General features: G+C 44.5%; 12 protein-coding genes. 3 read left to right on the top strand and 9 right to left on the bottom strand.

What is annotated here, in order from left to right:
* Positions 1 to 18 precede the first annotated feature (18 nt).
* The 5 genes from cls to ABHC48_RS03675 all read right to left on the bottom strand — a co-directional run bounded on the left by cls (position 19) and on the right by ABHC48_RS03675 (position 8,130).
* Entirely contained in the window at positions 19 to 1,569 is a 1,551-nt protein-coding gene (gene cls, locus ABHC48_RS03695) for a cardiolipin synthase (protein WP_118578023.1), read from the bottom strand.
* Between the two features lie 174 nt (positions 1,570 to 1,743).
* Entirely contained in the window at positions 1,744 to 1,920 is a 177-nt protein-coding gene (gene rpsU, locus ABHC48_RS03690; protein ID WP_004222305.1) for a 30S ribosomal protein S21, read from the bottom strand.
* A gap of 159 nt (positions 1,921 to 2,079) precedes the next feature.
* Positions 2,080 to 4,719 carry an alanine--tRNA ligase gene (gene alaS / locus ABHC48_RS03685; protein WP_195699226.1) on the bottom strand — a complete coding sequence of 880 codons (2,640 nt, stop codon included), beginning with the start codon at positions 4,717 to 4,719 and terminating at the stop codon, positions 2,080 to 2,082.
* A gap of 210 nt (positions 4,720 to 4,929) precedes the next feature.
* Entirely contained in the window at positions 4,930 to 6,159 is a 1,230-nt protein-coding gene (gene tyrS / locus ABHC48_RS03680; protein WP_148461974.1) for a tyrosine--tRNA ligase, read from the bottom strand.
* 597 nt (positions 6,160 to 6,756) lie between these two features.
* The gene (locus tag ABHC48_RS03675) at positions 6,757 to 8,130 is read right to left on the bottom strand and encodes a cell wall hydrolase (protein ID WP_195699227.1); all 1,374 of its coding nucleotides are present in this window, start codon (positions 8,128 to 8,130) and stop codon (positions 6,757 to 6,759) included.
* A gap of 374 nt (positions 8,131 to 8,504) precedes the next feature.
* On the opposite strand from ABHC48_RS03675, the gene ABHC48_RS03670 reads away from it, so the two are divergent.
* Positions 8,505 to 8,795 (top strand): hypothetical protein, encoded by a 291-nt coding sequence (locus ABHC48_RS03670; RefSeq protein ID WP_118578021.1) that lies wholly within the window; start codon positions 8,505 to 8,507, stop codon positions 8,793 to 8,795.
* 174 nt (positions 8,796 to 8,969) lie between these two features.
* Here the strand turns inward: ABHC48_RS03670 and ABHC48_RS03665 are convergent, their stop codons facing one another.
* Entirely contained in the window at positions 8,970 to 9,128 is a 159-nt protein-coding gene (locus ABHC48_RS03665; RefSeq protein WP_173717738.1) for a hypothetical protein, read from the bottom strand.
* 186 nt (positions 9,129 to 9,314) lie between these two features.
* On the opposite strand from ABHC48_RS03665, the gene ABHC48_RS03660 reads away from it, so the two are divergent.
* The gene (locus ABHC48_RS03660; protein ID WP_118578020.1) at positions 9,315 to 9,680 is read left to right on the top strand and encodes a hypothetical protein; all 366 of its coding nucleotides are present in this window, start codon (positions 9,315 to 9,317) and stop codon (positions 9,678 to 9,680) included.
* A gap of 75 nt (positions 9,681 to 9,755) precedes the next feature.
* Positions 9,756 to 10,028 carry a hypothetical protein gene (locus ABHC48_RS03655; RefSeq protein ID WP_195699228.1) on the top strand — a complete coding sequence of 91 codons (273 nt, stop codon included), beginning with the start codon at positions 9,756 to 9,758 and terminating at the stop codon, positions 10,026 to 10,028.
* A 24-nt stretch (positions 10,029 to 10,052) separates the two neighbouring features.
* On the opposite strand, the gene ABHC48_RS03650 is transcribed toward ABHC48_RS03655, so the two are convergent.
* The 3 genes from ABHC48_RS03650 to rimO form a co-directional block, all read right to left on the bottom strand.
* Entirely contained in the window at positions 10,053 to 11,315 is a 1,263-nt protein-coding gene (locus ABHC48_RS03650) for a competence/damage-inducible protein A (protein WP_195699229.1), read from the bottom strand.
* A gap of 127 nt (positions 11,316 to 11,442) precedes the next feature.
* Entirely contained in the window at positions 11,443 to 11,982 is a 540-nt protein-coding gene (pgsA, locus tag ABHC48_RS03645; RefSeq protein ID WP_195699230.1) for a CDP-diacylglycerol--glycerol-3-phosphate 3-phosphatidyltransferase, read from the bottom strand.
* The gene (rimO, locus tag ABHC48_RS03640; protein WP_118578016.1) at positions 11,966 to 13,303 is read right to left on the bottom strand and encodes a 30S ribosomal protein S12 methylthiotransferase RimO; all 1,338 of its coding nucleotides are present in this window, start codon (positions 13,301 to 13,303) and stop codon (positions 11,966 to 11,968) included. The genes pgsA and rimO overlap by 17 nt, the downstream gene beginning before the upstream one ends.

The raw sequence follows: 13,303 nt of genomic DNA, 5'->3' as shown, positions 1-13,303 counted from the left end.
CCCCTTTTTGAACACGCTCTACAGCATCGGTGCAAATAACCTTAGAATACTCTGCATCGCCCGCACTGCAATATTTCTTCCACGACAGAATTCCAAAGATACCGGATTACAATATTCCAGGGTATCTGTGAAATCCTTTTTAATATCATAAATCACCTGATTCCGATAGATCCATACACCATCCTCAAAGTGAAGATACAAGCTCCGATAGTCCAGATTGATGGTTCCCACAACAGCGATCTCGTCATCACATACAAAGGACTTGGCATGTAAAAATCCCGGCTGATATTCATAGATTTTCACTCCTGCTTCCAGAAGCTGCTCATAGTAAGACTGGGTAAGAAGAAATACCAGTTTTTTGTCTGGAATCCCAGGTGTCATCAGACGGACATCCACACCACTTTTTGCTGCGAGACAAAGAGCAGTCATCATCTCATTGTCAATAACAAGATAGGGTGTACAGATATACACATACCTTTTTGCACGATTGATAATATTCAGATAAACATTCTCTCCAACAGTCTCGTTATCCAGCGGAGAATCACAAAACGGCTGAATATATCCATCCCCTTCAAATGCCTCCGGATGCCATACATGAGGCAGATATTTCTCAAGTGAATGATCCTCACGGTTATTGGTAATCACATTCCACATATGGAGGAACATGGCAGTCATGTTCCAGACAGCTTCCCCCTTCAGCATAACCGCAGTGTCCTTCCAATGTCCAAAGCGCTCCTTCTGGTTGATATACTCATCTGCCAGATTTACACCACCGGTAAATCCCACATATCCATCAATAATACAGAATTTCCGATGGTCACGGTTATTCTGGATAATATTCAGGATCGGACGGAAAGGATTGAACACCTGACACTTGATTCCTTTGGATCTCATGGTTTCATAATATTTATGAGGGAGCGTGGTAAGACATCCCATGTCATCATAAATCAGACGGACATCCACACCTTCCTGAACCTTCCTCTCCAGTATATCCAGTATGGTTCTCCACATTACTCCATCATGGATTATAAAATACTCAATAAAAATATAATGCTGTGCCTGCTCCAGTTCCCTTACAAGAACCGGGAACATGTCATCTCCAACCTGGAAATATTCTGCGGTAGTATTTCCGTGAATAGGATAACCTGCATTATGATATATATAATCAGACTGATTGCATGCAGATATATCTTCTGCCTCCAGAAGATCATGTATTTCAGGATCTGTCTGTAAAAGATTACCGGACTTCATCAGCATCTCATTAAATCGATCCTGCATATAAGCAGCAATTCTGGAACGTCCAAATACAAGATACAAAACAAGGCCAAAAATTGGCAGGCACAGGATCAACATCGTCCATGCCAGTTTATACGAGGGATTTATCTTTCGATTCACAATTTTCAGAACAACCAGAATACTGATAACATCCAGAATAAAAGACATATATCTGGAATATCCTGCAAGACGCAGAAATATAGTCAACAGCCAGCCAAGCTGCACCGCCATGGCAAATATTACATAAAATACCCGGTTAAACAGAAGCTTGGCTATTTTTTTCAAAATCATCATAAGTTTATATTTTCTCCTTCATACACCGGTCAGCAACAAAACGGACATGTGGTCAGCCAGCGATATCACCATATATAAAAATCAGTTCTTCCCTGAAGACAATGAGCCAAATTTGAAGATATTGCGGGATTTAAAAATCCCTGACTGAATGCAGCCAGGGATTTTTGCGCACAATTAATTATATTTACGTTTTCTTGCGGCTTCAGATTTTTTCTTACGACGAACGCTTGGTTTCTCGTAATGCTCTCTTTTGCGGATTTCCTGCTGGATACCTGCTTTTGCACAGCTTCTCTTGAATCTGCGAAGAGCGCTATCTAAAGTCTCGTTTTCTTTTACGATAACGTTTGACATAGACTCACACCTAACCTCCCTCCAGTTGTAGATTGTGCTAAAATACAACTGTCTGGGTATTTTTCTTGCACGAACATTATTATATATCATGCACTCGGGATTCGTCAACAACTTTTGGTTTAATTTTACAAAAATTTTTGACAAAATTTTGAGTGTTTTTTAGTGAATCTGTCCTTCCAGGATTCCGGCTGCTGCTTCGATTGCCTCGCCTGCCTTCTCCGGATTCTTTCCACCAGCCTGAGCCATATTCGGACGTCCGCCACCGCCGCCGCCAACGATTGCAGCAACAGCTTTGATCAGGTTTCCTGCATGTGCTCCTGCTTTCTGTGCAGAATCAGTAGCCATTGCAAGAAGGTTCACCTTGCCCTCATTTACTGCAGCAAGGACAACGACGCCCTCGCCAAGCTTCTCTTTCAGCTGGTCACCAAGATCACGAAGTCCGTTCATGTCAACGCCCTCTACCTTGGCAGCAAGGAGTTTCACACCTTTTACTTCTACAACCTGATTCATAACATCTCCCAGAGCACCCTGAGCCAGTTTGCTCTTCAGAGATTCATTCTCACTTGCAAGAGCCTTCACCTCACCCTGAAGATGTGTGATCTTCTCAATCATCTCGGAAGGGGTTGTTTTCAGAGCCTTGGCAGCCTCGTGAAGAAGTGCTTCCTGCTTCTTATAGTATTCCAGAACCCCGTTTCCGGTCAGTGCCTCAATACGGCGGACACCTGCTGCGATACCGGACTCAGAAACAATCTTAAACAGCATGATGGAGCTTGTATTTGCAACATGGGTACCACCACAGAGCTCTCTGGAAAAATCACCCATAGATACCACACGTACCTTCTGGGAATACTTCTCGCCAAACAGTGCCATAGCACCAGACTTCTTTGCTTCCTCAACATCCATGATATCGGTATGAACCTCAAGTCCTGCCTGAATCTGCTCATTTACAATTTTTTCAACTTTACCGATTTCCTCAGCAGTCATAGCTGTGAAGTGGGCAAAGTCGAAACGAAGTCTGTCAGCAGTTACAAGAGAACCCTTCTGCTCTACATGAGAACCAAGAACTTCTTTCAGAGCTTTCTGAAGAAGATGTGTCGCACTGTGGTTCTTCTCAATATCTTTTCTTGCAGCAACATTTACTTTCAGAGAAACGGTCTCTCCCTTGGAAATCATGCCAGATTCCATATATCCTACATGACCGAATTTGCCGCCGCGAAGCTTGATGGTATCTTCTACGATGAATTTGCCATTTGCAGTCTCGATCACACCGGTATCTCCAACCTGACCACCCATAGTTGCATAGAAAGGTGTTTTCTCTACGAAAACAGTACCCTTCTGTCCTTCCATCAGGGAATCTACGATCTCAGCTTCTGTGGTAAGAACAGTAACCGGAGATTCAAAGGAAAGGTGATCGTATCCAACAAACTCTGTGGTAACAGAAGTATCAATCTGGTCATATACAGTAGCGTCAGCTCCCATATAGTTGGTTACCTCACGGGAGGAACGTGCTTTCTCTCTCTGCTCATCCATAGCAGTCTTGAAGCCTTCCTCGTCGATCTCGTAGCCCTTCTCCTCAAGGATCTCCTTGGTCAGATCAAGAGGGAATCCGTAAGTATCATATAATTTAAATGCGTTTTCACCGGAAAGAGTCTTCTCTCCAGCTGCATTCATAGCCTCTTCCATATCAGCCAGGATACGAAGTCCCTGGTCGATGGTCTTACCGAACTGGTTCTCCTCGTTGGTGAGAACGTTGAAGATAAATTCTTTCTTTTCTTCCAGTTCCGGATATCCATCCTTGGAACCGTCAATTACTTCTGCACTTAAAGTAGCAAGGAAGTTGCCCTCAATTCCCAGAAGTCTTCCGTGTCTTGCAGCACGGCGGATCAGACGGCGAAGTACATATCCACGTCCTTCATTGGTAGGCATAATACCATCGGAGATCATGAATGTCGCGGAACGGATATGGTCTGTGATCAGACGGATGGAAACATCGTCCTCATGATGTACCCCATACGGTTTGCCGGAAATCCTACTTACCAGGTTACGAAGGGAACAGATGGTATCTACATCGAAAATGGAATCTACGTCCTGGACAACAACAGCCAGACGCTCAAGACCCATACCGGTATCAATATTCTTCTGTTTCAGAGTTGTATAATTGCCATTTCCGTCATTCTCAAACTGGGTAAATACGTTGTTCCATACTTCCATGTAACGGTCGCAGTCACAGCCTACTGTACATCCCGGCTTGCCGCAGCCATATTTTTCTCCACGGTCATAGTAAATCTCGGAACATGGACCGCATGGACCTGCGCCGTGCTCCCAGAAGTTATCCTCTTTGCCAAATTTAAAAATACGCTCTGCCGGAATTCCGATCTCTTTATTCCAGATATCGAAAGCCTCATCATCCTCCAGATAAACAGACGGATAAAGACGGCTGGCATCCAGACCTACCACCTCAGTCAGGAACTCCCATGACCAGTGAATGGCCTCTCTTTTAAAGTAATCTCCAAAAGAGAAATTACCAAGCATTTCAAAGAATGTACCGTGACGTGCAGTCTTACCTACATTCTCAATATCACCTGTACGGATACATTTCTGACAGGTACTGACTCTTGTACGTGGTGGTTTCTCTGCTCCTGTGAAATATGGTTTCAGTGGTGTCATTCCTGCATTGATCAGCAGGACACTTTTATCGCCCTGTGGAACCAATGAAAAGCTTTTCAGAACAAGATGTCCCTTGCTTTCCATGAAATCCAGAAACATTTTTCGAAGTTCGTTTACTCCGTATTTCTTCATTTCAATTCTCCTCCTACGCAATAAAGAAGTACTTTCGTTACTGTAAACAATAACGTGCATTCCTCTTATTGGAATGCTTGCATGGTTTATATGATAGCATATATCTTTATCACGGTCAAAATATTTTTTGCATAAGTCGGGGACCAGTACAAAAATCTGTTTTCGCATCAACGATCAGATTTAGAGCATATCTGGTCCCCTTTTATGATCTTATTTTACAAATACTTTATTAAATTTCTTCTTTCCTCTCTTAAGGACAATACCGTCACCTGTGAGAGCGTCTTTGGAAAGTACATGTCTGATGTCCGTCACTTTCTCACCGTCAACGGAAACGCCGCCCTGCTCGATGGCTCTTCTTCCCTCGGAACGGGTTGTTACAAGAGCAGATTTTACAAGAAGGCTGATTAGGTCGATATTGCCTTCTTCGTCAAAATCCTCTGCTGCAAGCTCAGTGGTCGGCATATGCTCTGTATCAGCTCCGCCTGCAAAAAGTGCCTTGGCACCAGCCTCTGCCTTCTTCGCTTCCTCTGTTCCATGAACAAGCTCGGTAAGCTGGAATGCAAGGATCTCTTTTGCTTTGTTCAGCTGGCTGCCTTCCCATTTCTCCATCTCCTGGATTTCTTCCAGCGGAAGGAAGGTAAGAAGCTTCATGCATTTAATAACATCTGCGTCGTCCACATTTCTCCAGTACTGGTAGAAATCGAATGGAGATGTCTTATTTGGATCCAGCCAGACAGCACCAGACTGTGTTTTACCCATTTTCTTACCTTCTGAGTTAAGAAGAAGGGTGATTGTCATAGCATATGCGTCTTTTCCAAGCTTACGGCGAATCAGCTCAGTACCGCCAAGCATGTTGCTCCACTGGTCATCGCCACCGAACTGCATATTGCAGCCGTATTTCTGGTACAGCATATAGAAGTCATAGCTCTGCATGATCATGTAGTTAAATTCCAGGAAGCTTAAGCCTCTTTCCATACGCTGTTTGTAGCACTCTGCTGTAAGCATACGGTTAACAGAAAAGTGAGCTCCAACCTCACGTAAAAGCTCCACATAATTCAGGTTCATCAGCCATTCTGCATTGTTTACCATAAGTGCCTTTCCATCAGAAAAGTCGATGAAACGCTCCATCTGTTTCTTGAAACAGTCAATGTTATGCTGGATGGTCTCTTTTGTCAGCATCTGGCGCATGTCGGTTCTTCCGGATGGGTCACCGATCATACCGGTTCCGCCGCCAAGAAGGGCGATCGGTCTGTTTCCTGCCATCTGAAGACGTTTCATCAGGCAAAGTGCCATGAAATGTCCTACATGAAGGCTGTCTGCGGTTGGGTCAAATCCAATATAGAAAGTTGCCTTTCCGTTATTTACCATTTCTTTGATTTCATCTTCGTCTGTTACCTGGGCGATCAGGCCTCTGGCTTTCAGTTCTTCCCAAACTGTCATTTTATTTTCCTCCTGTAAAATAGAAATGTGAGCTGCTTATTCTCTCTTTACGAAAAAGCCGCTGCAGATATAAAAAGCCCGGTTCTCATGTCCCTTTAGGACGAGAACCGGGTCCCGCGTTACCACCTAAATTTACAGAAAGCTCGCACTTTCTGCCTCGATAAGTGACCATACTGAAAAATTCTTCCAGACGATTATCCCCACAGACAATACTGTCCAAAAATAAATATCTTCGAATACTCTTCAGAATTATCACCCCGGCATGATAACGTATGCCACTCCGTCACAGCCTACTGGATTTCTGCAATCAATCACAAGCGCCTGTCCGCTGCTGTCTCTGCCACTTCAAAACCGTTCGGTGCAAAGCTCCGGGATGTATTCACAATGGATCTCTGCACGCGCCTCTCACCATCCGGCAGCTCTCTGTGTGCTCTTTCCAAAGCTACTTGTTCCCTTCAAAGCCTTTCTCATTTAATACTTGCAAGTATACAAAGGCTGTCTGTTTTTGTCAAGGATTTTAGCTTTATATTTTAGCAACTCACCGCGGTAAAATTTACTATTATCATTTATACTGTTTCTACATCTGTATAGCTACCTTTATACCCAGTCCACAAAAAATGTATGATCCTTGTATGTCTCATATACAACCTTTTCAAAATTCAATGGCTGCTTCCAGAAAGCAGAAGTCATCATAAAATACTTATAATTAAAATCCTTGGCCTTGATTCCGCTTACTGTACGCGGTGTACCATTCAGCACATAAGCATTAAAACTGTCAAGTGCCTGCTGGGCAGCTTCATAAGCGCTTGCACGGTCAATAAACTGACCATTCAGACGTTTCAGCAGCTGGTTGTTTGTCACGACTGAATACTGGGGGAAGGTAGTTCCCTGGTAAAGCACATAACGGACACTGGACGGAAACTCCTTGTCCAGAGTTCTGTTCAAAAGGCAGAGAGCAACTGCCTTCATACCTGCAATTCCCTGGTCTCCTGCCTCAGCCTCGCAGACAGCTGCCAGAATATCAAGATCAGACTTGGTTCCATCTGCAACTCCCGGATGACTCTTAAGCTCCTTCATAATAGTAAAATTGCGGCCACGTTTCTCATCATACCAGGTAAAGGTAATACTGCTGTCATTGTCATCCTTTCCTGAATCCTGTTTCTCGGAAGCAACACCATTGGAATCAAACGCGTATGTCTTTCCTCCAATGGAAGCTGTAGTGTTTACGTACATCACGCCTGTTGTTCCAAAGTAGTAGCTGTTTCCATCCAGACTCAGCCAGCCGGTCTGCGCTTTGCCGTCTGTGGTACTAAAATAATACCGCTTGCTTCCAACCTTGCCAAAGCCTTTCTGATAACGGACTCCGCTGGTCTTGGAAAAATAATAGATATTTCCATCTACAGTCTTAAGTCCGGTATACATAATACCTGTGCTGGTATTAAAATAGCGGGTATATCCCTTAGAATCCGTGAACCAGCCGGTAAGCATCTGACCATTGCTCTTGAAATAACGTTTCTCTTTCTTAGCTGTGGTCTGCCAGCCCTTTACCATAGCGCCGGTTCCGCTGGTAAAATAATATTTCTTACCCTTTAAGGTCAGCCAGCCGCGGACAAGCTTACCATTGGAAGGTCTGAAATAACGGGTTACGGTTCCGCTCTTCAGAAAACCGGTGGCCATCACACCTTTTCCCTTGGTAAAATACCGGATGTTTCTGCCCTTACTGTCTTTTTGCCAGCCTTTTAACTGTACGCCTGTTTTTTTATTAAAATAGTATTTCTTGCCTTTCAGAGTCAGCCAGCCTTTCTGCTTGGCTCCGCTGGCTGTTATGTAGTAGGTCTTGCCGTTTATAGTCTTAAATCCGGCTTTCGCAGCCTGAACATCCCTTGTCATCAGAAAAACCGTACATAATGTGGCAATCACAAGCAGCACCAGAGCCAGACTTTGCTTTCTGTTTCTCTCTTCTTTTATCATAGCATTTTCCTCTCTTTGACCTGACTAATTCCGAAGCTTTCCCACCTCTGCTTTTCACAAACAGTTACTGTTTACTCCGTGACCAGTAACACGCTTCGCGATGCACAGAAATCATGCATTCGCATGATTTCGCGCTGAGATTCTCGGGTTTTCTGTGAACTTTGTTCACAAAAAACAGCGTTTGCTTCGCAGACTTAATTCTTAACAAATCAATCCTTGTTTTATATATTTTATGTCGAATTCTTTTCAAAGATTACAGAAATATTACGTTTCAGTTTATTATAGCCAAATTTCTCTTTTCTGTCAACTGCTTTGTCACACACCCCCTGTCCCCTCCATATGATGAACTGTAAACATTTTCTGGAGGTAACAGCATGAGTGATTTAGCTGCTACAAACTGTGGCTGCGGCGAGGAAAGATCCGGTTGCGGATGTGGTAACTGCGGTTGTAATAATGGCTGCGGATGTGACAATGGATGTGGGCTTTCCTTTGGGAACGGCTCCTGTGGATGCAATATTCTCTGGATCATCATTCTTCTTTGCGCATGCGGCGGCAACGGTATTGGCTGCAACAACAGCTGTGGCAACGGAAATGGTGACTGCTGCTGGATCATAATCATCCTTCTGCTTCTCTGCGGTGGATGGGGGAATGGCTGCGGCTGCTGATCTGAGTTTCCCACATATGAAAAAGGGCTGTCTTCTCAGTCCTTTTCAAAAAAATCGGGACAGCGGGAATTTTCCCCTGTCCCCTTTTTCAGGCATATTCTAAAAGCATTCTTACGTTTCCTTGTTTCTTTTTCAACCACGCTCTGGGTAGAAACTCTCTCCTGCAAATTGTCTTTAATCCCCGGTATGGTTTGCGGACTGCCTTCTTTCTTCTGACTGCTCCACACACCTGCCATTTCCTTCCTGTTTTCCTTGCTTCTTTCGCACACATTCCAGATCCAGCTCGTATATGGCATTTCCATCTATAATAAGCTTTTCATTTTCTCTTCTCATAACTTTCCCTCCTGACTTTGCGGGAAATTCATACATCCCCCTGCTATAGAATATGTTACAGATGTCAGAGCGTGTTTGAAAAATGCTTTCTGCAGAATGTGCGTCACAATTTGCAGAAGATTTCACCGTTTTCAAACCGTCGTCATATTTTAATAACAACAACATAGATATAGAAAAGGGATTTTTATGGATCAGGAATATATTGCCCAGACAGCTCTGGATCAGATGGTGGGAACTGACCAGGGACAGCTGTTAAAAGCTCTCATCCCCTATTTTCCACCCAGGCAGCAACAGTTTCTGTCCGTTTTTGCAAAAGCCAGGGAACTTTCCAATACAGTCGCTCTTTTTACAAAGCCGTCAGAAGCCATGCAGATACAGGCTGCAGCAGCCCCTGCCCAGCCTCTTGAAGTCATAAACGACCTGCGCCGCTACTGTTTTGGAGATATACGAAAGACTCTGGATCAGATCACCAATATGATGACCATGGCAGAAATGCTGAGGATGATGAATGAACCATCTCCAGAAGATAATTGCGAAGAAGAACGACAGTAAAAACAGAAAAATTTCATTCAAAACGGACATGTCGCCAATTGGCAGCATTACTATATAAGAAAGGAATGATTCCATATGGATGACAACTGGCAGGATAATCCAAAGCTTGCAGGTATCGACAAAAACAAGCTTGACATGCTCCAGCAGATGGCCCGGCAAGGAGCCGGAAAATCTCCCTCTGATCTGCTGCCATTTATTATGAATGCAGCTTTCCAGGGGAGAAATGCCGGTCTGAACTTTAACAGTAATGAGATCAATACCATCATTGAGGTTTTGAAAATGGGAAAAAGCCCCCGGGAACGTGCAAAGCTTGATAAAGTGGTAAACCTGATGAAGATGATGAAGTAAAACATTTTCTGCGATTAAGAAAGCTTACTTCTCAACTTCTCCCATCATGCACTCGCGAAGCAACACCAGTGCACTAGCAACAGCCTGCTGACGGATTTTGGTCCTGTTTCCGGTAAAATGATATTCCCGGGTAACCGTATGTCCATTGCAGCAGCAACCCATAAACACGGTTCCAACAGGAGTCTCACTGGTTCCGCCATCCGGACCTGCAAGGCCGGTAACAGAAAGACAGATATCAGCTCCTGAAGCTGTGCAGCCGCCCTTTGCCATCTGTCTGGCACATTTTGCAGAAACAGCTCCTACTGTTTTCAACGTGGATTTCTTCACCCCAAGGCATTCTCTCTTGGCACGGTTGCTGTAAGTAACAAATCCATGGGTAAACACCTGGGAAGCACCTGGAACATTTACAATGCGGGCAGCAATGGCACCACCTGTACAGGATTCTGCAAGAGACAGAGTTAATTTTTTCTCCTTCAGCAGATCCACAACAGATTCTTCCAGCGTTTTGTCCGCATCCAGGGCAAATACATTTTTGCCGAATCGCTTTTGAAGTTCCTTTACTACAGGTTTGATCAGCTTCTTGCAGGATTTCTCATCCTCACCCTTGGCTGTAATACGGAGATGAACCTCTCCTGTCTTTGCATATGGGGCAAGAGTTGGATTTGTCTGGGCCTCGATCATATCCTGGATATCGGCAGCCACCTGGCTCTCACCGATTCCACAGATCTTCACAACCTGGGAGCAGATGATCTCCGGCTGTTTCTTGCGAAGATATGAGAAAACAGACTCCTCAAACATAGGGATCAGCTCGTTAGGCGGTCCCGGAAGAAGAATGGCAGTCTTGCCATTTTTCTCAAGGATCAGACCAGGTGCTGTACCGTTGTGGTTATCAAGCACAATAGCGCCTTCCGGAACCTGCGCCTGCTTATAATTATTGGAGGTCACACGTCTGTCCGGATGATTCTTCTTATATTCCTTCATATAACGCTCAATACGCTTACGGGAATGAGGATCTTCAGAAAGAGGAAGTCCCATTACCTCAGCACATACTTCCTTAGTCAGATCATCCTCAGTTGGTCCGAGACCTCCTGAAAGAATTACCACGTCAGATCTGTCAAGGGCAGATGCAATCACAGCTTTCATTCGGTCGCGATTATCTCCCACAACAGACTCATAATAAACAGAAAGTCCCAGCTGGGCACATTTCTCAGAAAGATATGCGCTGTTGGTGTTTACAATATTTCCCAGCAAAATCTCAGTTCCTACAGCTACAAGTTCTGCAATCATATATATACCTCTTTTCCAGAGCATGTTTGAAATCAGCCAACATCTCTGCTCACAAAGATGCTGGCTGATTTACATTCAGATATTCTCACTCTCTGCACGCAAAAACGTTTCGCGGGCAGCAGCTATTTTATTCCTGCATGGAAATTACATTCTTATTCTGCACAATATAAGTGATCAGAGAGATCACCGTCAGAGCAAGTGATGCCCATACAAAAATCTGTGTCAGTATTTCAAAAACTCCCCCAAAGTTCAGGATCAGAAGAATGATCATGACCATCTGGGATGCAGTTTTAAATTTGCCCCAGTAGTTTGCAGCGATGACAACGCCGTTCTCGGCAGCGATCAGTCTGAAGCCACTGATAATAAATTCTCTTGCAATGATAATGATCACGAACCATGCCGGCAGGCGGTCAAGCTCGATCATGCAGATCAGTGCAGAACAAACAAGAAGCTTGTCAGCAAGAGGATCCATGAATTTACCAAAATTGGTAACCAGATTATTCTTGCGGGCAAGATGACCGTCAAACCAGTCCGTAATACTTGCCACTACAAAAATAGCAAGGCAGATATAGCGGTTGGCATCTCCGCCCCAGCCAGTCAGAATAAATAATACAAAAAACGGTACCAGGATCATTCTGGCAATAGTCAGTTTATTCGGTGTATTCATCTTCCAGCTCTCCTATCAAATCGTACTCCAGAGCTCCGGTAACCCGGACTCTCGCAAAATCTCCTGTCATGAGAAGTTCGCCGGTCTGTACAAAAATATATCCATCGACCTTCGGCGCATCTCCGTAAGTACGTCCAATGTACGCACTCTCTCCAGATACTTTGCCCTCGATCATAACAGTCAGCACCTGACCAACGCGGCTCTCACCCTTTTCAAGAGAAATTTCCTGCTGAAGTTCCATGATCTCATCGCGTCTGGCTTCCTTGACCTCCTCCGGAATCTGATCTTCCATAGTGGCTGCCGGGGTATCCTCCTCAGCAGAGTATGGGAAAACACCAAGGCGGTCAAACTCGATCTCATCCACAAACTCCATCAGTTCTTCGTGGTCTTCCTGTGTCTCTCCAGGAAAACCACTGATCAAGGTTGTACGAAGGAAAATATCCGGGATCTCCCGGCGCAGCCTGCCAATAATATCCACCAGCTCCTGCTTGGTGGTACGGCGGCCCATGCGTTTCAGCACACGGTCACTTGCATGCTGGATCGGAAGATCCAGATAATGACAGATCTTCTTCTCTTCCTTCATAGTCTGAATCAGCTCATCATAAATCTCTTCCGGGTAACAGTACAAAATACGGATCCAGCGGATTCCCTTTATTTTGCAAAGCTCCTTTAAAAGGACATGAAGAGATTTCTTTCCATAGATGTCCTTACCATATACAGTAGTCTCCTGGGCAACCAGAATCAGCTCTTTCACCCCTTTTTCAGCAAGAGACCGGGCTTCTTTTACGAGCTGCTCCATAGGCACGCTTCTGTAGCCGCCCCGGAGTCTTGGGATAATACAGTAGGTACAATGCTTGTCACAGCCTTCTGCAATTTTCAGATATGCAAAATGTCCACCTGTGGTCAACATACGCTTACCGGAAATATCCGGAAGAAAATCAATGCTCTTGTACTCTTCAAAGTGTCTGCCTGCCTGGGCTTCCTTTACAGCCTTGCTGATATCGCCGTAAGAGGTTGTACCAAGAATAGCATCCACTTCAGGTATTTCCTCTGAAATTTCTTTCTTGTAACGCTGTGCCATGCAGCCGGTAACGATCAGCACCTTGCAGGTACCTGCCTTTTTCTTCTCTGCCATTTCAAGAATGGTATTTACACTTTCTTCTTTGGCATCACCGATAAAACAGCAGGTATTGACAATAATGACCTCTGCTTCGTCCTCATCATCAACGATCTCATGTCCGTCTGCAGCAAGCATTCCAAGCATTTCCTCAGAATCTACCAGATTCTTATCACATCCAAGGGAAATGAACAGTAATTTCAT

This window comes from Ruminococcus sp. 1001136sp1, from assembly GCF_039841815.1.
Taxonomy (GTDB): domain Bacteria; phylum Bacillota; class Clostridia; order Lachnospirales; family Lachnospiraceae; genus Blautia_A; species Blautia_A faecis.
The sequence above is the reverse complement of the archived record's forward strand: the minus strand, read 5'-3'. Positions and strand labels throughout refer to the sequence as shown.

What these genes read in the sequence shown, in the direction of transcription:
- cls (WP_118578023.1), bottom strand. Translation starts at nt 1,569, where the DNA reads ATGATGATTTTGAAAAAAATAGCCAAGCTTCTGTTTAACCGGGTATTT.
- rpsU (WP_004222305.1), bottom strand. Translation starts at nt 1,920, where the DNA reads ATGTCAAACGTTATCGTAAAAGAAAACGAGACTTTAGATAGCGCTCTT.
- alaS (WP_195699226.1), bottom strand. Translation starts at nt 4,719, where the DNA reads ATGAAGAAATACGGAGTAAACGAACTTCGAAAAATGTTTCTGGATTTC.
- tyrS (WP_148461974.1), bottom strand. Translation starts at nt 6,159, where the DNA reads ATGACAGTTTGGGAAGAACTGAAAGCCAGAGGCCTGATCGCCCAGGTA.
- ABHC48_RS03675 (WP_195699227.1), bottom strand. Translation starts at nt 8,130, where the DNA reads ATGATAAAAGAAGAGAGAAACAGAAAGCAAAGTCTGGCTCTGGTGCTG.
- ABHC48_RS03670 (WP_118578021.1), top strand. Translation starts at nt 8,505, where the DNA reads ATGAGTGATTTAGCTGCTACAAACTGTGGCTGCGGCGAGGAAAGATCC.
- ABHC48_RS03665 (WP_173717738.1), bottom strand. Translation starts at nt 9,128, where the DNA reads ATGAGAAGAGAAAATGAAAAGCTTATTATAGATGGAAATGCCATATAC.
- ABHC48_RS03660 (WP_118578020.1), top strand. Translation starts at nt 9,315, where the DNA reads ATGGATCAGGAATATATTGCCCAGACAGCTCTGGATCAGATGGTGGGA.
- ABHC48_RS03655 (WP_195699228.1), top strand. Translation starts at nt 9,756, where the DNA reads ATGGATGACAACTGGCAGGATAATCCAAAGCTTGCAGGTATCGACAAA.
- ABHC48_RS03650 (WP_195699229.1), bottom strand. Translation starts at nt 11,315, where the DNA reads ATGATTGCAGAACTTGTAGCTGTAGGAACTGAGATTTTGCTGGGAAAT.
- pgsA (WP_195699230.1), bottom strand. Translation starts at nt 11,982, where the DNA reads ATGAATACACCGAATAAACTGACTATTGCCAGAATGATCCTGGTACCG.
- rimO (WP_118578016.1), bottom strand. Translation starts at nt 13,303, where the DNA reads ATGAAATTACTGTTCATTTCCCTTGGATGTGATAAGAATCTGGTAGAT.